The organism is Nocardia caishijiensis NBRC 108228, from assembly GCF_001612825.1.
GTDB lineage: Bacteria > Actinomycetota > Actinomycetes > Mycobacteriales > Mycobacteriaceae > Nocardia > Nocardia caishijiensis.
This window is the reverse complement of record NZ_BDBE01000031.1, coordinates 97,748-119,105: the sequence shown is the minus strand read 5'-3', so window position 1 is coordinate 119,105 and position 21,358 is coordinate 97,748. Positions and strand designations below refer to the sequence as shown.

Genomic DNA, 21,358 nt, shown 5'->3' with positions numbered 1-21,358 from the left:
CGATATCGTCCTCGATGTCGAGCAGGGCGCGGAATCCGCTGCGGATCAGGGGCTGGTCATCGACCAGCAGGACGCGGATCACGATCGCTCCAGCGGTAGTTCGGCGTGTACGGCGAAACCTCCGTTCGGCCGTGGCCCGGTGCGCAGCCGTCCACCGAGTGCGGTGACCCGCTCACGCATCCCGAGAAGCCCGACCCCGGCCGGGGCGGCCGCAGTGGCGCGGCCGTTGTCCTCGACGTCGATGACGAGACCGTCCGCGCGGTAGTCGACGCGGACCGACGCGGTCGTCGCATCGGCGTGGCGCGCGGCATTGGTGAGTGCTTCCTGCACGATGCGGTACACGGTACGGCCGACTGCCGCGGGCACGTCCGTGCGGTCGCCCTCGACGGACAGCGCGGTGTCAACTCCGGCCGCGCGGGCACGTTCCAGCAGGTCGTCGAGGTGGGCCAGGCCGGGGCGTGGTGCCTCGTCGTCGCGCAGGGCGGCCAGGGTCGCGCGCAGGTCGCGGGCGGCTTCGCGGCCCGCGTCGCGGATGGCGATGAGGGCGGCGGGCACGTCCTCGCCGCGTTTGCGCGCCACGTGTACGGCGGCTTCGGACTGCACCTTGATCACCGAGATCTGGTGGGTGAGCGAGTCGTGCAGTTCCCGGGCGATGTGCAGGCGTTCCTCGTCGGCCCGGCGGCGCGCGGTCTCCTCGCGTGTGCGTTCGGCTTCGTCGGCGCGGCGCTCGGCCTGTCGCAAGGCCTCACCGGCCGCACCCGCCGCGATCAACCAGGCGAGTTCGAGTGCGTCGCGACCGCGAGCGAGGGCCGCGGTGGTGTCGTGCAGTGTGATCACGGCGGCCAGTGACAACGCGAGGATCAGCGCGATCGCCGCGATCACCGTCACGAGATGGTGCCCGGCACGGACCGCGAAATACACCGCGAACAGGAACGCCACCACGGGTACGTCGAAGCCGAGTGCCTGGTACCCCACGGCGCACAACCCGGTCACCACCAGCACCGCCACCGGTGCGCGCCGCCGCCCGGCCAAGGCGAGACCGCCGATGACGAGCAGGGTGTAGCCGAGCCATTCGGGGCCGCCGTGCGCCCGGCCCACCCCGGTGACCAGCAGTGCCACCGCCACGCCGATGGCGACCACCCAGTCGACCACCCGTGCCCTGCCCATCCGTGCACCCTAGCCCGGACCAGCTGTCGACCGCATCGTCGCGCGGGGTGACCCGGCGACTACCACGAACGCGGTACTCCGAGCGAAGAACGGTCCCGCCCCGCCGCGCCGGTACCGCATCCGAGGCAGCACGAATTGTCCACCGCCGCACGATGACCGGACGCCGCTCTCCGGCCATTCTCGAACACGTCCACACGAAGGAGAACATCATGTCCACCTCGATTCGCACCCTGACCGCACTCGCTGTCACCGCCCCGATCGCCGTCGGCACGGCCGCTCCCGCGTCGGCGGCGACTGCCCTCGCCGCGACCTACGGCATGACATCCGGGCGACTCATCTCGTTCTCGGCCGCCGTCCTCGGCCTGCTCGGTGTACTCGCGGGTGGCTGGGCGCTGGCCCGACCGGCCGCGACCAGAGCGGTATTCGCTCTGGTCGCGGGCCCGATCGCCGTCGTCGGTGGCGCCTGGGTGGTCGTCACGGCCGAAGGGGGACTCGGCACCGGCAACGGTCTGGGCGGCGGTGTCGTGGCGATCGCGTTCGGGCTGGCGAGCGCGGTCGTCGGTGGGCTTTCGCTCGCCCGCGCTCGCCGGGTCGGCTGAGCGGGCACGCCGAACTCAGTGACCGCGCGCGATCCACTCCGCGAGCGACGGTTTCTCCGCACCGATCGTCGTGCTGTCACCGTGGCCGGTGTTGACCGCCGTGTCGTCGGGGAGGGTGAGCAAACGGTCCCGGATCGAATCGATGATGGTGTCGAAATCGGAGAAGGATCGCCCGGTCGCTCCCGGCCCACCGGAGAACAGGGTGTCCCCGGTGAAGAGGGCCGCGAGGTCGGGGGCGTACAGGGACACCGAGCCGGGGGAGTGACCCGGCGTGTGCAGGATGTCGATGTCGGTGCCCGCCACCGTGATCCGGTCCGTGCCGTCGAGGGAGCGGTACCCGGTGGTCGGGTGGGTCATGCGCCACAGCGGGTCGTCGCCGGGATGGAGCAGGATCGGCGCGTCCAGGCGGGCAGCCAGCTCGGGAGCGACCGTGACGTGGTCGTTGTGACCGTGCGTGCACAGGACGGCGGTGACATGGCGATTGCCGACGGCGGCGGCGATGGCATCGGCATCGTGGGCGGCATCGATCACCAGCACCTCGTCGTCGTCACCGAGGAGCCACACATTGTTGTCGACGTCCCAGGTACCGCCGTCGAGGCTGAAAGTGCCTGAGGTGACGACCTTTTCGATGTGCGCGCTCACCACACCACCACCGAACGCAACACCTTGCCTTCGCCCATCGCCGCGAACGACGCCTCGACGTCGTCGATCCCGATACGTTCGGTGACGAACCGGTCCAGCGGCAACCGCCCCTGCCGGTACAGATCGATGAGCATCGGGAAGTCCCGTTCGGGCAGGCAGTCGCCGTACCACGACGACTTCAGCGAACCGCCGTGCGAGAACAGATCGATCAGCGGCATATCGAGGGTCATGTCCGGTGTCGGCACGCCGACGAGCACCACGGTGCCCGCGAGGTCGCGGCCGTAGAACGCCTGTTTCCAGGTCTCCGGCCTGCCGACCGCGTCGATCACCACGTCGGCGCCGAAACCGTCGGTCAGATCCTTGATCTGTTCGACCACATCGCCGCTGGTGGCGTCGATGGTGTGGGTGGCACCGAACTCCTGTGCCCACGCCAGCTTTCGCGCGTCGCGATCGATGGCGATGATGGTGCCCGCGCCCGCGAGACGCGCACCGGCGATGGCTGCGTCACCGACTCCGCCGCAACCGATCACGGCGACACTGTCGCCGCGCGACACCGAACCGGTGTTCACGGCGGCGCCGATGCCTGCCATCACGCCGCAGCCGAGCAGACCCGCGACAGCCGGATCGGTGTCGGGATCGACACGGGTGCACTGCTTTTCGTGCACCAGAGTCTTGTCGGCGAAGGCGCCGACACCCAGTGCCGGGGTGAGCGGGGTGCCGTCGGTGAGTGTCATGGGGGCGCTCGCGTTGTGGGTGTCGAAGCAGTACCAGGGGCGGCCACGCCGACACGCACGGCACTCCCCACAGACCGCGCGCCAGTTCAGGACGACGAAATCGCCCTCGGCCACATGCGTGACCGCCTCGCCGACCGACTCGACGACACCGGCCGCCTCGTGCCCGAGCAGGAACGGGAACTCGTCGTTGATCCCGCCCTCGCGGTAGTGCAGGTCGGTGTGGCACACCCCGCACGCCTGAACCCGGACCACCACATCGTGCGGTCCCGGGTCGGGGATCACGATGTCGACGGTTTCCACGGGTGCGTTCTTCGCGAGTGCGACGACACCGCGCACAGTTGCGGGCATGCGGACCTCCTCATGGTTGGCATGGTGGCCTCCACGCTAGCCGGGCCCGCGACGGAGTCACTCGGGGATCGGCGGAATGTCCCCGGTCGGCGTACCGAGCTCGTCCTTCACCTGGTGCTCGACGAGCAGGGGCACGAAGTCGCGCACCTGCGCCGAGTTGAAATGCCGGTACGTCTCGCGGACGATGTCGGTGATCTCTTCGGGGGAAATGGTCGGGTACCTGATGGTCAACCGTTCGATGACCTCGTCGAGTTGCTGTCGCTCGTGAGTTGTCATGTCCGTGGGGTACCCCGAACCAAGCGGATCAACAGGCTAGGGGCGCAGGCGTTCCAGCACGGCGCCGACCACCAGGCACGCGCTGTCGACCACGTCGTCGATCGGCTGACGGTAGTCCGACAGCACCCACTGCTGGGCGATGATGACGATGGCGCCGACCAGTCCGAGCAGCACCGTGCGCACGCTCACCGCCGGGTGGGCCTCGTGATCGACGTGCGGGGTCAACAGGGCGAGACAGATGTCGACCAGCGCGTCGAGCACATCGCGGTAAGCCCGGTCGACGGCGGGGCTCACCCCGAGGATCTCGAAGAACGCGATACGCGGCACGCGCGGATCGTCGTGGATCAGCGCGAAGTACGCGGCCAGTGCCACCCGGACCTGTGTGGTCACCTCGTCGCCCGCCGTGCTGATACCCGCATGGATCGACTCGATCATCCGCGCCGCGATCTCGCGGTACACCTCGAGCAGCAAATCCTCACTGTCGGTGAAGGATTCGTAGAAATACCGCTTGCCCACACCGGCGGCCGCGCAGATCGTCGTCACGGTGGTGTTGCGGTAGCCCTCGGTGCCGAACGCCTCGGTGGCCGCCTCGATGAGCCGAGTCCGGCGTTCCCGCTGGCGCTGCCCGGGCGCGGCGCCTCGGTACCGGCGACCGTCGGCGTCGAATCCGGGCGCAGTCACAGCAGTGATTGTGTCAGGTGCAGGTGATGACGCCGGGCGGCGGGCGGCGGAGAGCACATCGTTGCGATCGCGTGTGACACAGGCTACGTTACTTCCCGGTATGGGAACGACACGGTTCCCGATAGCGGGAGGGCTCCGTCGAGGCATGGGCAGATATCGTGGGCGACTGGCGGCGCTGATGGCGTCGGTCGTCGTACTGGCAGGCGCGGTGGCATCGGCGCCGATGGGTTCGGCCGCACCGGCCGCCGAGGGGCTCGATGCCGGTTTCGTGGCAACCCATACCGGGCCTCAGCAATACCCGAACGTCTTCATCGAATGGGACGTCCCCATCACGATGAGTGACGGGACGGTATTGAAAGCCAACGTCTATCACCCCGCCGGGGCGGACGGGCAGCCGATCGCCGAACCGACGCCGACGATCGTCAACATGACGCCCTACACCAAGCTGGTGTCGAACATCGCCGACTCGGCGCTCGCGGTGCCCGGCCTGTCGGACCTGCTGATGCCGGTGCTGCAGAACCTGGACTTCTCGCCGTTCGGCTTCAGCAGCCTCAGCGACATGATGAAGGCGCTGCCCGGCGGCGCCGCCCGCACCTTCGGTGTCGACCGCAACCTGATCCGTGGCGGTTACACCCAGGTGGTCGTCGACGTGCGCGGTACCGGGTTCTCGCAGGGCACCTGGCAGGTGTTCGGTGAACGCGAGCAGCTCGACGGCGTCGAAGTGGTCGACTGGGCGGCGAAACAGTCCTGGTCCGACGGCAAGATCGGGATGAGCGGCATCTCCTATTCGGGGATCAACCAGCTGCACACCGCCCAGCGGCAGCCCGAGGCACTGAAGGCGATCTTCCCGGTGGTGCCAGGGAGCGACCTGATCCGCGATGTCGCCGCCCCCGGCGGCGCGCTCGGTGTCGGCTTCATCCCGGCCTGGCTGCTCGCGGTCGACGGTGCCAAACTGCTGCCCGACATGGTGTCGATCCTCGCGGGCAAGTTCGACTGGGTGTGGCTGGCCGACCGGGTGCGTGACCCGTTCACCTTCTTCAATGTGCTCATCGCCGCCCTGACCACCCCGACCGTCGAGCAGATCCCGCCGGAGATGTCGGCGATCCTGGACGACAACTCGGCGCTGCGCACGGCGTGGGTCGGGCAGCCGGAGAAGGTGCGGGTGCCCGCGTTCCTCTACGGCGGCTGGCACGACATCTTCACCTACTCCACCCCGCGCATCTACAACGCGCTCGATGTGCCCGCCGAGCAGAAGAAGCTCATCATGGGCAACGTGTACCACGTGACCGTGAGCTCGGGCCTCGGTCAGCCGGGCGCGCCCGCGCCGCTCGAGGCACTGCAGCGCGCGTGGTTCGACAAGTGGCTCAAGGGCATCGACAACGGCATCGACCGGTACGACCCGGTGACGCTGTGGCAACAGGGCAGCGACCAGTGGACCACCGACGTGGCGTTCCCGCGTCCGGGCATGCAGTACCGGCGGATGTATCTCGACCCCGCGTCGTCGGGGACCGCGCCCGGCGCCCGACACGACGGCAGTCTCGTCACCGCTCCCGGTGCGGCGCAGCGTCTTTCGGTCGACCCGAGCCTGTCGACGATCTGCTCGCGCGACGCCGCGCAGGGCACGGCGGGCCTGATCCCGCTGCCCGATGTGTGTGCGAAGGACGCCCGCATCAGTGAAGGTGCCGCGCTCACCTTCACCACCGCGCCGGTCGACAAACCGACGCGCATCTCCGGGGCGATCGCGGCGCACCTGAACACTGTCCTCGACACCACCGACGGGTACTGGACCGTCACCGTCAACGATGTCGCGCCGGACGGGCGGTCGACGGTCTGGTCGCAGGGTCAGCTGATGGCGTCGCTGCGCGCGATCGATGAGGCGAAGTCCACCCGTTCGCCCAACGGCGACTACACCGACCCGTATCCGATCCTCACCCTGGACACCCGCCAGCCGACCGTGCCGGGTGAGCCGACGGCCATCGAGATCGGCATCCGCGCCACCGACGGTGTGCTGCTGCCCGGCCACCGCCTGCGCGTCGACGTGTTCGCGGGCAACTTCCCCAGCGCGATCCCGCTGCGGCCGTTGCTGAACGAGAGCGGTCTGCGCACCCAGCACCTCGAGCTGGACCCGTCGCGGCCGAGCTGGATCAACGTCCCGATGGACGTCGATCCCGGCTGGTGATCAGGCCCGCTCGAACAGGTTGGTCAGGTCGTCGACGAACTCGGCGTAGGCCTTGGTGCGGTCGGTCGCCCGGAGCACCGAGGACGGGTGGACCGTCGCGCCGACCCGGAAATGCTCGAGTTCGACCGTGCGGCCACGCAATTCGGTGACCTTGGCTTTCGGGCCGAGCACCGAGTGCGTGGCGATCGCGCCGAGGCAGATCACGAGTTCCGGTGCGATCAGGTCCAGTTCGCGGGTGAGCCACGGTGCGCAGGCGACGATCTCGGTGCGCCGGGGCTGCTGGTGGATGCGGCGTTTGCCGCGTCGCTCGAAGCGGAAGTGCTTCACCGCGTTCGTGAGGTAGAGCGACTCGCGGTCGACGCCGATGTCGTCGAGCGCCCGGTCGAGCAGCCGTCCGGCCGGTCCGACGAACGGGTGCCCGTCCAGGTCTTCCTCGTTGCCGGGTTGTTCGCCGATCAACACGGTGCTCGCGTGCGGTGCGCCCGCGCCGAACACGGTCTGGGTCGCGTCGCGGTAGAGGTCGCAACCGTGACAGGCCTCGGCGGCGGCCGCGACCGCGGTCAGGTCGCCGGTGCTCGGCACGTACTCCTCGGCGCCGGGGTACTTGGTCGTGGTCACGAGGCGGCTCGCTGGGCGGACAGGTCCGGCACGCGGGTCACCTCGGCGCCCGCGCTGTCGGCCAGGTGGGCGAAGGTGACGGCGTCGCGCACGGCGGCCCCACCGGGGTCGTTGTTGAAGTAGACGTAGGCGTCGGCGTCGGCCGGGAAGGTGTCGAGCAGCCGGTGCACCCAGCCGTTCAGTGCCTGCCTGCCATAGTGCGGCGGGGGTGTGGCGCGACCGGCGTGCAGGCGCAGATACGCCCAATCGGTGGTGCGCCACAGTGGGGTCACCGGCCGGGAATCGCGATCCGCCCAGGAGAGGGCGGCGCCGCGGGCGCGCAGGACGTCCCGGATCTCGTCGGTCCACCACGACTCGTGTCGCGGTTCCACCGCCACCCGCACCGAAGACGGGAAGCAGCGGAGACAGTCGTCGAGCAGGCCCGCGTCGGCGCGCAGGGTCGGGGGCAGTTGCAACAGGATCGGCCCGAGCCGGTCGCCGAGGCCTTCGGCCCGGTCGAGCAGGCGCTGTACCGGCTCCTGCGGCTCGCGCAGCCGTTTGATGTGGGTGAGGAACCGGCTGGCCTTCACCGCGACGACGAAATCCGGGGGCGTGCGTTCGCGCCAGGCGGCGAAGGTCTCGCGGCTCGGCAAACGGTAGAAGGCGTTGTTGGATTCGACCGTGCCGAAGGCCTCGCCGTAGTGCTCGAGCCAGCGGCGCATCGGCAGACCGGCCGGATACAGCACGCCGCGCCAATCGCGGTACTGCCAGCCGGACGTGCCGATGCGCAGCGTCATCGCCGGGTCATTCCTGCGCGCGCAACAGCGGTCGCAGCTCGCTGCTGTAGAAATCGAGGAACGCGTCGGGATCGGGGCCCGCGTTCATCAACACCACCCGGTCGAAACCGGCGTCGGTCGCCGTGCGCACCGCCTCGACATAGCGTTTGGGGTCGTTGCCACAGACCATCGCCTCGAGCATGTCCTCGACTCGCACGGTGGTCGAGGCGGCGGCGAAGTTCACCGGATTGGGCAGCTCGCTCATGACCTTCCACCCGCCGGTCATCCACCGATTCGTCGACAAGGCGGCCTCGGCGGCCGTGCGCTCGTCGGGATCGAAGGCGACACCGACCTCCACGTAACGGGATCCCATGCCGCCCGCGTCGCGGTAGGAACGCACCAGATCGGGGTCGGGTTCGGTGGCGAACAGGCCGTCACCGAGCTCGGCGGCGATCTCGGCCGCGCGCGGACCACCCGCCGCGACCGCGATCTTCGGCGGAGTTTCCGGCAGATCGAAGACGCGGGCGTCCGACAGCGACAGATATCGCCCGTCGTAGTTGCGGTAGCCGCCGCGCCACAGCAGCCGGATGATCTCGAGCGCCTCGCGCAACATCCGCTGACGCACCAGCACCGGCGGGAATTCCTTGCCGACCACGTGTTCGTTGAGCCGTTCACCCGAACCGATCCCGAGGGTGAAGCGACCGTCGGAAAGCAGCGCCGTGGTGGCGGCGGCCTGGGCGATGATCGCGGGGTGGTAGCGAATGATCGGGCAGGTCACCCCGGTCGCGAGGTGGAGGCGGTCGGTGCGGGCCGCGATCGCGGCGAGCACCGACCAGGCGAACGGTGAATGGCCCTGGTTGTCCAGCCACGGATGGAAATGGTCGCTGATCTCGACGAAATCGAAGCCGACGGACTCGGCCCGAACGGCCTGGCGGACCAGTTCGTTCGGGTCGAAGGCCTCGGCCGCCAATTTGAATCCGATCTGCATGGCGAACCTCTCCGGGGTCAGTGGCGTCCGAGGGCGTTGGCCAACTCCTGCTTGTTCATCTTGGAGCGGCCGTCGATATTGCGGCGGCGGGCCTCTTCGTACAGTTCGTCGCGGGTCTTGCCACTGCCCTTGGCCTGCTGGCCGCCGCGGCGGGACGTGCCGCTGGACTTGCCGCCGGAGGACTTACCGGACTTGGTCTCACCGTGTTGGGCGCGGGTCTTGTTCACGGTGCGGGCGGCGATCTCCTCCGCGCGTTCCTCGCTGCGGCCCCGCTGACGCTCGGATTTCTTGATGTCCTTGTACTGACGTTCGCGCTTGTCGCTCCACGCTTGCTGCGGCATGAGTCTGCACCTCCTGGGTGGTGGGCGTTCTGCCTGCGGCCTACCCGGTGCTGGGCGGGGGAAACACGTGGTGAAGCAGATAGACGGGTGACGGCACCGCGAGGGCACCGTCACCCGTCTGGGCCTGCGATCAGAAGAAAATTGCGAAGATCGCCTTGGCGAGATTCTCGAAGAAGTCCCACAGCATGACGTCCACCTCCTTCCCTCCGCATCCGGATAGCTACCGGTGGTTGACGCGGCATTTGTGCAGCTCATCTACCAAAATCCCCTGGTAGCTGGGCTTCTAACCGCGTATATCGAGGATACCCATATAGCTGTTAGCAATAACTCAGCGATCATCTTTCGATCGTGTACCGATACAAACGAACGGGTTTTGGTGTTACGCGGAGTACGACATAGTTGTACGATCAGAACCACCCTCGGGCGCGACGCTGCGCCCGAGGCGCACAACGATCGTGCGGTGATCGAGGAGTACCGATGAAGTTACTTCGCTGGAGTGCCACCCGACCGGACGTCGATCCGGGCGCGGTCGCGCTGCACGCGCGCAATGTCAGCTTCGACTGGTCGGGCGTTCCCCTGCAGTGGATGCCCGCCGAACCCCTCGCGGGACATCTGATCTGCGCATTGAACATGCTGCTGCCCGAGGGCGAGCGGATGTTCATCGCCACCTACCGCGAGGCGCTGGCCTACGTCGAGGACGAGAAGCTGCGCGAGGACATGCTCGGCTTCATCGGCCAGGAATCCATGCACGCGGAGACCCATGCCAAGGTGCTCGTCGACATGCTCGCCGCCAACGGCGTCGACACCGCGCCGTACGAACGGCAGATGGAATACCTGTTCCGGGTGTCGCTCGGTAAGCGCGGTGCGGGACGCGCGGGCAAGCAGATGCTGGTCGAGCGGCTGGCGTTCATCGCCTGCCTCGAGCATTTCTTCGCCTGGCTCGGCGACTGGGTGCTCAATGCCGACCTGGAGAAGTTCGGGGCCGACCCCCGGATGGCGGATCTGTTCCGCTGGCACGGCGCCGAGGAGGTCGAGCACCGCAACGTCGCCCATGACGTCGCCGAGTACTTCGGCGTCGGCTACGTGCGCCGCAGCGCGACGATGACGCTGGTCTTCCCGATCTTCCTCGTCCTGCTTCTGCGCGGCACGCGTTTCCTGGTGCACCAGGATCCGAAACTGCCCGACCACGGGTATCCGAGGCTGCTCGCCGGTGTGTTCGCCGCCATGTGGCGCGGCGCGATTCCCGGCGTGCCGTCGCTGCTGGTGAGCGCGCTGTCGACGTTCCAGCCGGGCTACAACCCGGACAAGGTCGGCTCGACCGCCCAGGCGCTGGCCTACCTCGCCGCCTCGCCCGCCGCCCGCGCGGCCGCGTCATGACCGTCCGGGACCTCCCCGGCGATCTGTACGGCAAGCATCGGCACGATCCCGGGATGCGGGTCATCGACACCATCGCGACCTTCCGGCTGCGATGGAGCGCGCTGGTGAACCGCCGCGACCCGCGTTCGCGCGCCGACGATCATCGGCTGCCGGTGGTCGTCACCGAACGCCGGATCGAGGCACACGACCAGGACGTGGTGAGCCTGCGGCTCGAGTCGCCCGACGGCCGGGTGTTGCCGCGCTGGCGTCCCGGCGCCCACCTGGATCTCGAGCTGCCCTCGGGCAGGCTGCGGCAATACTCGCTGTGCGGTGATCCAGCCGACGCGCACGCCTACCGGGTCGCGGTGCGCCGGATCCCCGACGGCGGGGGCGGCTCGCTGGAGGTACACGACGAACTACCGGTCGGCAGCACGCTGACGGTGCGCGGACCACGCAACGCGTTCCCGTTCGTGGTGCCCGGGCACGGTTCACCCGCGCGTCGATTGCACTTCGTCGCCGGTGGCATCGGCATCACCCCGATCCTGCCGATGGCTCGGCTCGCGCACCACCTCGGTGTGGACTGGACGCTGGTCTACAGCGGACGCAGCCGGGCGACGATCCCGTTCCTCGCCGAACTGGAAGCCTTCGGCGCGCACGTCATCGTGCGGACTGACGACGAACACGGGCTGCCGAGCGCCACCGACCTGCTGCCCGGCGTCGGCCCGGGCACCGCGATCTACGCCTGTGGCCCGACCCCGATGACCTCGGCCGTCGTCGGCGCGGTGCGCGCGATGCCGGAGGTGGAACTGCACTACGAACGGTTCTCGCCGCCGCCGATCGTCGACGGCGTACCGTTCGAGATCGAGCTCGCCGCCACCGGCGAAGTCCTCACCGTCCCCGCCGATCGCACGGTGCTCGACACCATCCTGGCCGTGCGCCCCGATCAGCCCTACTCGTGCAGGCAGGGATTCTGCCGCACCTGTGTGGTCCGGGTGCGCGAGGGCGATCCCGAGCATCGCGAGAGTGTGCTCTCCGAATCCGACCACGCGGCGGGCGCCATGCTCGCCTGCGTATCCCGTTCCCGCGGTGAGCGTTTGGTGCTCGACCTGTGAGCCCGGTGGCGCGACCTTCCCAGACGAGGAGTCCGAAAGTATGACGATCGAACCGGCCAACGAGCGCGTCGTGCGCAGTGGCGCCTTCGATATCGCGGTGTTCGAATACGGTGACCCCGCCGCCGACACCCTGGTGCTGGTCCACGGCTGGCCCGACACCCATCACCTGTGGGACAAGGTGATCCCGCTGCTCGCCGACCGCTTCCACGTGGTTGCCTACGACACGCGAGGGCACGGCGCCTCCACCCGAACCCAGCGCACCGCCGACTTCCGCCTCGACGAACTCGCGCGCGACTTCTACGCCGTGCTCGACGCGGTGAGCCCCGACCGTCCCGTGCACGTGCTGGCCCACGACTGGGGTTCGGTGCAGGTCTGGGAGGCGGTGTGCGAACCGCAGGCCACCGAGCGAGTCGCCTCGTTCACCTCCGTGTCGGGCCCCAACCTCGACCATCTGGCCGCCTGGGTGCGCGACCGACTCTCGCGCCCCACCCCGCGCAATGTGTGGCAGCCGCTGACCCAACTGGCGTCCTCGGCGTACACGTTCTTCTTCATGACGCCGGGCCTGCCTCGGGTCACGTTCAACGCGATCGGTACCGAAAAGCTCTGGCAGCGTGTGGTTTCGCTGATGAACGACACACCTGCCGCGAATGTGCGGCTCGCGCCGACCTTCCGCCGCGACATGGTCGACGGGCTGCTCATCTACCGCGCCAACATCGTGCAGCGCATGCTCGAACCCCGTGAGCGCCGCACCCGGGTCCCGGTGCAGCTCATCGTCGCGGGCCGCGACATCGCCGTGCGCCCCGCCGGTTACGACGACTCGCGCAAGTGGACCGACCGGCTGTGGCGGCGCGACGTGCCCGCCGGGCACTGGATGCCGTTCTCCCATCCCGAATTGCTGGCCACCGCCACCACCGAACTGATCGACGCGCTCTCCGGCGCCGGTATCTCGCGTGGGTTGGCGCGGGCCGAAGTTGGCCGTACCCGGCGGGAATTCGACGACCATCTCGTGGTCGTCACCGGTGCGGGCAGTGGCATCGGTCGCGAGACCGCGCTCGCCTTCGCCCGCCTCGGCGCCGAAGTGGTGCTCTCCGACATCGACGAACTCGCCGCCAAACGCACCGCCGAGCTGATGGTCGCCGAAGGCGCGGTGGCACACGCCTATTCGCTCGATGTCTCCGATGAGGACGCGGTTCGGGAGCATGCCGACACGGTGATCGCCGCCCACGGCGTGCCCGACATCCTCGTCAACAACGCGGGTGTCGGCCAGGCGGGCGGCTTCCTCGACACCCCGACCGAGGAATTCGACCGGGTCCTGCGCATCAACCTCGGTGGCGTTGTGAACGGTTGCCGCGCCTTCGGTTCGGCGATGGCCGAACGCGGACTCGGTGGCCACATCGTGAACCTGTCGAGCATGGCCGCCTACAGTCCGCAACGCGATATGAGCGCGTACGCGACGAGCAAGTCGGCGGTGTTCATGTTCTCCGACTGCCTGCGCGCGGAACTGGCCGACCGCGGGATCTCCGTGTCCACCGTGTGCCCTGGCATCGTGCACACCAATATCGTTGCCACCACGCGCATTTCCGGTGTATCGGCCGAGGTGGAGGCCGCCACTCAGCGCAAGTTCGACAAGCTCTACGAACGGCGCGGCTACACCCCGGACAAGGTGGCCGATCAGATCGTGCGTGCCGTGCGCGAGCGCCGCGACATCGTGCCGGTGACCCCGGAGTCGTGGTTGCAGTACCGGGCGAACCGGATCGCGCCCGGCGCGGTGCGTTTCGCGGCGCGCCGGATGAAACTGGTGAAGTAGGGCTCACGCCCGGTGCAGCTGCCGCTCCACGGCGGCGACGTGCCGGGCGTCCACGCCCCACGGGTTCTCTACCCCCACCCGCCGATCCAGATCCCACAACACGCACGGTTCGCCGGGCGCCGCGACCATCGACCACGCCACCACCGTTCGCCCGAGCTGTTCGAGCATCGGGCCCGCGTCGTCGGTGGTGTCCGCGGCGACGCCGTCGGGGAAGTGGTGCAGGAACCGGCCGTAAGCGCGATCGCAGAACCGGGCGTACAGCTGGGTGCACAGGATGAAACCGTGCCAGGCCTCGTCCACCGCGTGCGAGGGCATCCCGATCACCTGATCGTCGCGAAGGGCGGCGCCGCAACACCGCAACCATTGGCGCAGACCGGTTTCCACCAGTTCCCGTGGTTGCCACGGGCAGGTCTTGAAGATCGCGTCGGGGAATTCGAGGTCGGCGACGATGCGATCGACCGTCGCCGGATCGACCACGCGCCGACGAAGTCCGGGGATCGTGAATGCCATGCTTCACTGTAAGGCCCCTGGGTACGGGGCTGCCGGGAACCACTCGGCGGGTTAGCCTGCATCCTATGACCGTCCTGATCGTGTTGTTCTTCGCCGCCGTCGGCATCGGCCTGGTGGTTGCGGCCGTGATCGCCCTCGTGCGCGCGCTGACTCCGCCACGGATCGATCCACACGATCCGCGCTGGATCGCCGGTGCGGCGGGGTTCGTCAACGGCGTGCCGGGCACGCACCCGCCGCACAGCAGTTCGGGATGCTCTGCGGGCTGGCCCGGAGACTTCGGCGACAGCGGGTCCGGCGGGAGTGACGGGTGTGGCGGGGGGAGTGGCAGCAGCTGCGGTGGGGGAAGCAGTAGCAGCTGTAGTGGCGGAAGCAGTAGCAGCTGTGGTGGCGGGAGCAGCAGCAGTTGCGGCGGTGGCAGTTAGGCGCCGCACAAGCGATCTGTGACTGCCGTCTCATGGCCTTGACCTGAACTCGACTTCAGGTTCGATGCTTGTGGTGTTCCGGTGAACACCACAAGGAGTCGCGATGCGTGCAGTGCAGGTCAAGGAATTCGGTGGGGTCGATGTGCTGGAGGTGCGCGAACTCCCCACGCCCCAACCCGGTCCGGGCGAGGTGCTCATCGATGTCGACGTGGCCGACGTGATGTTCCTCGACACCCGGCTGCGGGCCGGATGGGGGCAGGACTTCTTCGCGCTGAGCCTGCCGTATGTCCCCGGCGGTGCGATCGGCGGTGTGGTGCGTGCGGTCGGCACCGAGGTCGATCCCGGCTGGGTCGGCAAGCGCGTTGTCACCCAGACGGCGGCCAGCGGCATCGGCGGCGGGCTCCCCATCGGTGGATACGCCGAACAGGCACTCGCCCGGGCCGCGACGCTGGTGGAGATCATCGACGGCCTCAGTACCGTGCAAGCCGTAGCCCTCGCCCACGACGGGCGTACCGCACTGGCGGTCTTCGATCACGCTGAGGTGCGACCGGATTCGTGGGTCCTCGTCACGGCGGCGGCCGGCGGCCTTGGCACGCTGCTCACCCAATTGGCCGTCGCTGCCGGTGCGAAGGTCGTCGCAGCCGCCCGTGGTCCCGAAAAGCTGGCCTTGGCCCAGCGATTGGGCGCCACCGCCGTTGTCGACTATTCCGTCGAGGGCTGGGTTGAGCGGGTTCGCGAGATCACCGGTGGGGGAGCGGCGGTAGTCTTCGACGGCGCGGGCGGCGACATCGGCGGCAGCGCGTTGACAGCCACCGCCGACGGCGGACGGTTCCTCGGATACGGCTCGGCGGCAGGCGAATTCGCCAACGGCGACAGCGAGGCGGCGAGTGTGCGTCACGTCACTGTGCGGACGCTGTTCGACATCGTCGGTGGTGACATCGACTGGCAGGACATCGCCCGTCGCGCGCAGACGGCCGTTGCCGCCGGTGAGCTGGAAGTTGTTGTCGGCCAGGCATTTCCGCTCGAGGAGGTGCGGCGGGCGCACGCGGTGATCGCGGACCGCTCCGCACTCGGGCGTACCGTCTTGACGATCGGCGCGACAGTGTAACTTACCCTGCGTCGCAACGGAATACACGTTAAGTTCAATATGTGCAGGGAATCATTGTCGCCGCGGTGACAGTCGCGGTCTTGTTGTTGGTAGTCGCAGTCATCAAATTCGCCAGCAGCCCGGGGGGAAGCGTCAGGGAACGGGACCGTGCGGACCGTGCCCGCCTGGAACGGGAGAAGGTGGACCGGTCCTGACCGGACGGGTCCACCGAACCTTTCACGAGTGGTCAACCTCGCAATCCACCGGGTAGCATGCGACTCGCCCGCGTACACCCGCGGTCAGGGGCGGTAGCTCAGTCGGTTAGAGCCGCGGACTCATAATCCGCTGGTCGTGGGTTCGAGCCCCACCCGCCCCACATTCCGCCCTCGACCAGGGCAGATGCCCTCGCGGTCAATAGCTGGTCGCGGTGCCACTCGTCCCAGGATCGACGTCGTCGACGGCGCGCGTCAGGCGCGGTGTCGCCTCGCTCGGATCGTGGGCCGCCAAAGCCTGATCGACGATCAGCCACTCCGCGATGTCATCACCGCAGACGTATCTGCGGAAGCAGTTGTAGATCGCGTAATAGGCGAACTCGACGTGGTCGGGGAGACACAGATCGTCGTCGTGCAGTGCGGCGATCGGCTCGAGATAGCGGCCGCTCACATCCGCGCGATCCGCTCCGGTCCGCACGGCCCGCAGGGCATCGGCGGGAAGGTCGACGTCGACACGATGCCGCATGCCGACGACGGAGTCGCGATAGCGCAGCGCCGCTGGCTTTCCCCGGACATACCCGGTCCATGTCGGCAGGGCCTGCGCGCACAACACCAGGTGCACCTGCCGTCGTCGATCGGCGTCGAGCCGCAGAAAGCGATCCCTCGGGGTCATGAGTCAGCTCGCCGTCGCCAGCAGCTCACGCCACCGTGTCGCCAGGAGTTCGGTGTAGTGATCCGCCGCGATCCGGTACGCACCCAGGGCGTAACCGTCGTTGACTTCGACCAGCGCGGTGTCACCGTTGGCCAGCACGCCGAAGTCGACGGCGTAGGCGCTGGGCGCGGTGGCATCGCGGTGGTAGGTGTCGATCGCCGCCCGGACAACAGTCGTATCCAGCTCGGCGGAGTCGTCGCCCGCGTAGTGATCCGTCGCGACCACGCGGCCGTCGATGACATAGACGCGGAATTCGCTGAGCCAGGTGACGACCTCCGAGCACCAGACGCGCTGACGCCTGCTTGCCCCGCCCCACGCACCGAAGTCGCGCTCGGAATAGCAGACCGAACCCGTGAAGCTCTTACGATGCTCGGCGGGCTTGACGAAAACCGGTGTCGCGGAAGAACTCTCCATCATGCGCTCGACCGCCCCCAGCGTGGTGGTCCACACCTTGCGCCCGAGGAAAGCTGCGAGGGTCTCGGGGTAGTCGTCGGGTGGTGGGATCGGAATGCCCAGCTGGCGCATCGCCGCGTGCACAGCGGGTAGGTCTCCGGCGAGGAAGGCGTCGGGGCCGAGCGGTAGTTGCCTGCGGTGGATGCGTTTGATGCTGTAGTGACGAACCGGGATGCCGAGTCTGCCCAGGCCCTCGGTGAGTAGCTGTTCTTCGAGGCGCATCGGCCCCGAACCCGCGTACTGCAGATACGCGACGGTGAAATCCACCCGGCGCCTCCCGATCTCGAGGTCGAGTACTCATCGTACGTGCGGTCGCGTACCCCGGCCGTCGCGACGGGGATTGGCCTAGGGTGTGGGGCATCGGGTGCGAGATGAGGGGCGTGCGATGGCTGCTGTGCTGGTGAAGGGGCAGAACCTGGGGCTGGTGGCGGGGGAGGTGGTGCTGTCGGTGCGCGGTGGTGTGGCGGCGGATCTGTCGGCGCTGCTGGTGACCGAGGCGGGCAAGGTCCGCTCGGATGCCGACTTCGTGTTCTTCAACCAGCCGCAGGCCGACGGCGTCCGGCTGCGCGGTGCGACGCTCCACGTCACCTCGGCCCGGGTGCCCGAGGGCATCGCGCAGATCCGGGCGGTGATCACCGCCGACGGGCAGACCTTCGGCGCCGGATCGGCACCGGTCGCGGTCGTCGCCGATTCCTCGGGAAATACGTTGTGTGAGTATGTGATCGAGGGCTTGGATCGCGAGACGGTGGTGATCGCGCTCGAACTGTACCGCCGGGGCGACCAGTGGAAGGTCCGTGCCGTGGGGCAGGGGTACGCGGGTGGGTTCGCCGATCTGGTCACCGATCACGGGGTGAGTGTCGACGACGAACCGGCAGCCGTCGCGGTGCCGAGGACGGTGCCCGGCGAGCACACCCTCTCGTTCGAGAAACGGCAGAAACTCGACCTGCGAAAGCAGGAAGTCGCCAAGGTGCTCATCGACAAGAGCGCGTTCGGCACCCGTGCGCGGGTCGTGCTGGTGATCGACAAGACCGGCAGCATGCAGAAGATGTATCGCGCCGGAACCGTGCACCGGGTGGTGGAGCGGATGATCCCGGTGGCCACCCAACTCGACGACGACGGCACCCTCGAGGCCTACCTCTACGCCCTGAGCTACGCGAAACTGCCCGACATCACCGTGGCCGACGCCGAGCGCTGGACCCGGACCTACCTGCACCTGAACGGCACCCACGACGGCATCGACTACGGCAGCCTCGGCGGCCGCAACGACGAACTACCGATCATGCGGGCGGTGATCGACACCCTGCACGGCAGCACCCGGCCCACGCTTGTCCTGTTCTTCACCGACGGCGGCTTCGCCAAGAAACGCGAAATCGCCGCTCTGATGCGCGAGGCCGCGCACCTGCCCGCGTTCTGGCAGTTCATCGGACTCGGACCCGCCAACTTCGGCGTGCTGCGCACCCTGGACGAACTCGACGGCCGGGTGGTCGACAACGCGGGCTTCTTCGCCGTCCCCGACATCGACCAACTCGACGACGCCGAACTCTACCGACGCCTGCTCGGCGAGTTCCCCGACTGGCTGCGCGCAGCCCGAGCGGCCGGAATCGTCCGGTGACGGTCCTATCCCGCGGCTGCGGGAATGTCCTCCGAGGCTCGCGCGATGACGTCGTCGAGGACATCCCTGGAGCGGATCAGGTCGGCGATCGTGCGGTCGATCCGCTCCCGTTCGGTGCGCAGTTCGTCCACCAGTTCGGGCGTGGCGTTCTCGTTGGCCCGGCCGTCGGCGTCGCGCATACAGGGCAGGATCTGGCCGATCTTCTTGCTGGTCAAGCCGGCCGCGTAGAGCTCCTGGATGTGGATCACGCGGTCGACGGCGATGTGGGAGTAGTCGCGGTGGCCGCCCGGGGTCCGGGCAGAGGACAGCAAACCTTGCTCCTCGTAGTAGCGAAGCGACCGTTCGCTGACGCCGGTCCGCGCCGCGAGTTCCCCGATCCGCATGCGCCACCAGGCCTTTCACACGTCGACTTGAATCTCACACCAATGTCACGTTTTACCGTATCGGCATGACGAAGAACGCGACACCCAACCTGCTCGATCCGGCCGTTCTCGGTGGCCTCGAGCTTCCCAACCGACTCGTGATGGCACCGATGTCGCGCAACCGCGCGGCCGCCGACGGGAGCCCGACCGAACTCATGGCGACCTACTACGCCCAGCGCGCCGACGCCGGGCTGATCGTCGCCGAGGCGGCCAGTCCCAACCCGGTCGGCACCACGTTCGCGGGTATTCCCGGTATCTACACCGACGCCCACATCGCAGGCTGGCGTGGGATCACCGACGCGATCCATGCCGCGGGTGGACGCACCTTCCTGCAGGTGCAGCACGGCGGGCGCGTCGGACATCCGGACAACGGGGGCGCGGTGCCGGTCGCGCCGTCACCGATCCGGCTGTCGACACCGATCCACACCTCGGCAGGCCCGCAGGACGCGGTGGTGCCACGGGCCATGACCGTCGACGACATCCACGCCACCGCTCAGGATTTCGCACAGGCGGCCCGCAACGCGATCACGGCCGGGTTCGACGGTGTGGAGGTGCACAGCGCCAACGGCATGCTGTTGCACCAGTTCCTGTCCGACAACACCAACCAGCGCACCGACGAATACGGCGGCACCGTCGACAACCGGATCCGGTTCACCGTCGAGGTGGTCGAGGCCGTGGCCGCAGCGATCGGGCCGGAGCGAGTCGGGGTTCGCGTCGCGCCCGGCGTCGGCGCCAACGACATCGTCGAATCCGACACCGAGGAGCTGTACACCGCGCTGGTCGCCGCACTCGGCGGTCGCGGCCTGGCCTACTTGCACGTGGTGTTCGCCGACCCGGGGACCCCGGTGTTCGAGCGGATCCGCACCGGCTGGGACGGTGTGCTGATCGCCAACCCGGTGCTCGGCTGGGGTTCGCCGTTGCCCGTCGACGGTGGTAGGTCCGCAGCCGAGGAACTACTCGCCGCCGGCGCCGACCTGGTCTCGCTCGGACGGCCCTTCCTGGCCAATCCCGACCTCGTCGCCAGGTTGCGCGACGGCGCGCCGATCAACCAGTTCCGTGAGGCCTACTTCTACGGTGGCGATGCGACCGGCTACACCGACTACCCGGTCCTCGAATCCGTGGCGTGACCGGGCGGATGCCCCGGCGGCCGGATCCCGCCGGGGCACGGAGGCCGTGTGAGCTGGAGAAACTCGGTTGTCAGCGGGTCGGCAACTCGTTAGCGTGGCTACGTTTTGTGTTCGACGACCCGAGAGGAAATGCGATGGAACCCATCACCGAACGCGAGATCAGAGCGTCGTTCGTCAACTGTTCGAAGGGCGACGCCAAACGTCTCAATGTTCCCCGTGACCTGGCCGAACGGCCGTGGGAAGATCTCGACTTCCTGGGCTGGACCGATCCCTCGTACGCGGGGCGCTGCTACATCGCCGTCCCGCGTGACGGCGAGCTGGTGAGTATCGCGCTGCGCCACGAGACGGGCGGTTCGGGCAAGACCCAGATGTGTGCGCTGTGCCTCACCAGCCACACCGGCGGCGGGGTCTGTCTGATGACGGCGAACAAGGCGGGCGAATCGGGGCGGCGCGGGAACACCATCGGCAGCTACATGTGCACCGATCTGGCGTGTTCGCTGTACGCCAGGAACAAGAGGAAGCCCGCGATGGGCAGCCGGTATCGCGAGGACCTGACGGCGGAGCAGAAGGCTGAGCGCGTGGTGCAGAACCTCTACGCGTTCGTCGACAAGCTCTACACCTAGCCGATCCGCCCTGCGGGAGAAAGGAGGTTGCTGCCGTGTGCCGACACAGTAGAACTCAGCTGAAGAGACCCGGGTTCTGTTGCCTCACAACAGAACCCGGGTCGGGTAATCCTCGCCGGTCGAGTCGGCCCGGTTCATCCGGACCGGCCCGAGCGGACAGGAATCAGATCATGGCGTTCATGATGGTGCCACCACTGGTGGCGACCACACCGCCGATCATCGCGCCCGCGACCATCCTCGGCGACTGCATCGCGCCGCCGGTCCACTTCTCCCACGCGAACTTGCCGCCCGCGTAGGTGATGGCGATGATGCCCGACAGCAGGATGAACCAGGTGAAGTAGCGCACCATCTGCAGGATCTTCTCCGACAGCGGCGGCGCCTCGGGTGTGGGATTGCCGATCTGGGCCAAGGTATCGGTGAAGACCAAGGTATCGGCGACAGCGGCCAGAATCATGTTTGCTCACTCGGTAACTCGGGGGAACGGCGATGAACTGCTGTGGCCGATGGTAGCCCGTCCGGCGCGGCATCGCAGCCACCCCCTCGACAGAACCGATCGGTTTTGTTGGTGCGCTGGG

Annotated in this window: 23 protein-coding genes and 1 tRNA gene; 10 read left to right on the top strand and 14 right to left on the bottom strand. The window is 68.2% G+C overall.

Annotated elements, in window-relative coordinates; genetic code table 11:
* Positions 1-78: 78 nt before the first annotated feature.
* The gene (locus tag NC7_RS16450) at positions 79-1,167 is read right to left on the bottom strand and encodes a sensor histidine kinase (RefSeq protein ID WP_067984004.1); all 1,089 of its coding nucleotides are present in this window, start codon (positions 1,165-1,167) and stop codon (positions 79-81) included.
* Between the two features lie 209 nt (positions 1,168-1,376).
* Here NC7_RS16450 and NC7_RS16445 point away from each other — a divergent pair, with 209 nt between their 5' ends.
* Entirely contained in the window at positions 1,377-1,766 is a 390-nt protein-coding gene (locus NC7_RS16445; protein ID WP_067984111.1) for a DUF6223 family protein, read from the top strand.
* 15 nt (positions 1,767-1,781) lie between these two features.
* Here the strand turns inward: NC7_RS16445 and NC7_RS16440 are convergent, their stop codons facing one another.
* The 4 genes from NC7_RS16440 to NC7_RS16425 are packed head-to-tail and all read right to left on the bottom strand — an operon-like array spanning position 1,782 to position 4,447.
* Positions 1,782-2,408, bottom strand: coding sequence for an MBL fold metallo-hydrolase (locus NC7_RS16440; RefSeq protein ID WP_067984110.1), 627 nt, complete (start codon positions 2,406-2,408; stop codon positions 1,782-1,784).
* Positions 2,405-3,490, bottom strand: a complete 1,086-nt coding sequence (locus tag NC7_RS16435; protein WP_067984002.1) for an S-(hydroxymethyl)mycothiol dehydrogenase — start codon at positions 3,488-3,490, stop codon at positions 2,405-2,407. Before NC7_RS16435 ends, NC7_RS16440 begins: the two co-directional genes overlap by 4 nt.
* A 57-nt stretch (positions 3,491-3,547) precedes the next feature.
* Positions 3,548-3,766 carry a three-helix bundle dimerization domain-containing protein gene (locus tag NC7_RS16430; protein ID WP_067984000.1) on the bottom strand — a complete coding sequence of 73 codons (219 nt, stop codon included), beginning with the start codon at positions 3,764-3,766 and terminating at the stop codon, positions 3,548-3,550.
* Between the two features lie 36 nt (positions 3,767-3,802).
* Entirely contained in the window at positions 3,803-4,447 is a 645-nt protein-coding gene (locus NC7_RS16425) for a TetR/AcrR family transcriptional regulator (RefSeq protein ID WP_067983999.1), read from the bottom strand.
* Between the two features lie 145 nt (positions 4,448-4,592).
* On the opposite strand from NC7_RS16425, the gene NC7_RS16420 reads away from it, so the two are divergent.
* Entirely contained in the window at positions 4,593-6,626 is a 2,034-nt protein-coding gene (locus NC7_RS16420) for a CocE/NonD family hydrolase (protein WP_067983997.1), read from the top strand.
* On the opposite strand, the gene NC7_RS16415 is transcribed toward NC7_RS16420, so the two are convergent.
* The 4 genes from NC7_RS16415 to NC7_RS16400 are packed head-to-tail and all read right to left on the bottom strand — an operon-like array spanning position 6,627 to position 9,328.
* Complete coding sequence (locus NC7_RS16415) at positions 6,627-7,244, bottom strand: UdgX family uracil-DNA binding protein (RefSeq protein ID WP_067983995.1); 618 nt, start codon at positions 7,242-7,244, stop codon at positions 6,627-6,629. It abuts the gene before it with no gap.
* Positions 7,241-8,020, bottom strand: coding sequence for a DUF72 domain-containing protein (locus NC7_RS16410; RefSeq protein ID WP_067983993.1), 780 nt, complete (start codon positions 8,018-8,020; stop codon positions 7,241-7,243). Before NC7_RS16410 ends, NC7_RS16415 begins: the two co-directional genes overlap by 4 nt.
* 7 nt (positions 8,021-8,027) lie before the next feature.
* The gene (locus NC7_RS16405) at positions 8,028-8,987 is read right to left on the bottom strand and encodes a TIGR03557 family F420-dependent LLM class oxidoreductase (RefSeq protein WP_067983991.1); all 960 of its coding nucleotides are present in this window, start codon (positions 8,985-8,987) and stop codon (positions 8,028-8,030) included.
* Positions 8,988-9,004: 17 nt separating this feature from the next.
* Complete coding sequence (locus NC7_RS16400) at positions 9,005-9,328, bottom strand: plasmid stabilization protein (protein WP_067983989.1); 324 nt, start codon at positions 9,326-9,328, stop codon at positions 9,005-9,007.
* A 477-nt stretch (positions 9,329-9,805) separates the two neighbouring features.
* Here NC7_RS16400 and NC7_RS16395 point away from each other — a divergent pair, with 477 nt between their 5' ends.
* Genes NC7_RS16395 through NC7_RS16385 form a run of 3 tightly spaced genes read left to right on the top strand, consistent with a single transcriptional unit; the run spans position 9,806 to position 13,603 of the window.
* A complete protein-coding gene (locus NC7_RS16395) occupies positions 9,806-10,705 on the top strand; it encodes a metal-dependent hydrolase (protein ID WP_067983987.1) in 900 nt (299 codons plus the stop codon).
* Positions 10,702-11,796, top strand: coding sequence for a PDR/VanB family oxidoreductase (locus NC7_RS16390; protein WP_067983984.1), 1,095 nt, complete (start codon positions 10,702-10,704; stop codon positions 11,794-11,796). Before NC7_RS16395 ends, NC7_RS16390 begins: the two co-directional genes overlap by 4 nt.
* A gap of 40 nt (positions 11,797-11,836) precedes the next feature.
* Complete coding sequence (locus tag NC7_RS16385; RefSeq protein ID WP_067983982.1) at positions 11,837-13,603, top strand: SDR family oxidoreductase; 1,767 nt, start codon at positions 11,837-11,839, stop codon at positions 13,601-13,603.
* A gap of 3 nt (positions 13,604-13,606) precedes the next feature.
* Here the strand turns inward: NC7_RS16385 and NC7_RS16380 are convergent, their stop codons facing one another.
* Positions 13,607-14,113 (bottom strand): UCP032817 domain-containing protein, encoded by a 507-nt coding sequence (locus tag NC7_RS16380; RefSeq protein ID WP_067983980.1) that lies wholly within the window; start codon positions 14,111-14,113, stop codon positions 13,607-13,609.
* Between the two features lie 525 nt (positions 14,114-14,638).
* On the opposite strand from NC7_RS16380, the gene NC7_RS16375 reads away from it, so the two are divergent.
* Together NC7_RS16375 and NC7_RS16370 are read left to right on the top strand one after the other, a co-directional pair.
* On the top strand, positions 14,639-15,643 hold the full coding sequence (locus NC7_RS16375) for a zinc-binding dehydrogenase (protein WP_067983978.1): 1,005 nt from the start codon (positions 14,639-14,641) through the stop codon (positions 15,641-15,643).
* A gap of 281 nt (positions 15,644-15,924) precedes the next feature.
* Positions 15,925-15,998: transfer RNA gene (locus tag NC7_RS16370), tRNA-Ile, on the top strand.
* Between the two features lie 35 nt (positions 15,999-16,033).
* Here the strand turns inward: NC7_RS16370 and NC7_RS16365 are convergent.
* Together NC7_RS16365 and NC7_RS16360 are read right to left on the bottom strand one after the other, a co-directional pair.
* Entirely contained in the window at positions 16,034-16,507 is a 474-nt protein-coding gene (locus NC7_RS16365) for a hypothetical protein (RefSeq protein WP_067983976.1), read from the bottom strand.
* Between the two features lie 3 nt (positions 16,508-16,510).
* The gene (locus tag NC7_RS16360) at positions 16,511-17,266 is read right to left on the bottom strand and encodes an ATP-grasp domain-containing protein (protein ID WP_067983974.1); all 756 of its coding nucleotides are present in this window, start codon (positions 17,264-17,266) and stop codon (positions 16,511-16,513) included.
* A gap of 118 nt (positions 17,267-17,384) precedes the next feature.
* Here NC7_RS16360 and NC7_RS16355 point away from each other — a divergent pair, with 118 nt between their 5' ends.
* Complete coding sequence (locus NC7_RS16355; RefSeq protein ID WP_067983971.1) at positions 17,385-18,611, top strand: vWA domain-containing protein; 1,227 nt, start codon at positions 17,385-17,387, stop codon at positions 18,609-18,611.
* A 5-nt stretch (positions 18,612-18,616) separates the two neighbouring features.
* Here NC7_RS16355 and NC7_RS16350 read toward each other — a convergent pair whose 3' ends face one another.
* Positions 18,617-18,994 (bottom strand): MerR family transcriptional regulator, encoded by a 378-nt coding sequence (locus tag NC7_RS16350; RefSeq protein WP_067983969.1) that lies wholly within the window; start codon positions 18,992-18,994, stop codon positions 18,617-18,619.
* 65 nt (positions 18,995-19,059) lie between these two features.
* Here NC7_RS16350 and NC7_RS16345 point away from each other — a divergent pair, with 65 nt between their 5' ends.
* Positions 19,060-20,160 (top strand): alkene reductase, encoded by a 1,101-nt coding sequence (locus NC7_RS16345; RefSeq protein ID WP_067983967.1) that lies wholly within the window; start codon positions 19,060-19,062, stop codon positions 20,158-20,160.
* 134 nt (positions 20,161-20,294) lie between these two features.
* Positions 20,295-20,783, top strand: a complete 489-nt coding sequence (locus NC7_RS16340; RefSeq protein WP_067983965.1) for an FBP domain-containing protein — start codon at positions 20,295-20,297, stop codon at positions 20,781-20,783.
* Positions 20,784-20,946: 163 nt separating this feature from the next.
* Here the strand turns inward: NC7_RS16340 and NC7_RS16335 are convergent, their stop codons facing one another.
* Positions 20,947-21,237, bottom strand: a complete 291-nt coding sequence (locus NC7_RS16335; protein ID WP_067983963.1) for a hypothetical protein — start codon at positions 21,235-21,237, stop codon at positions 20,947-20,949.
* Positions 21,238-21,358 lie beyond the last annotated feature (121 nt).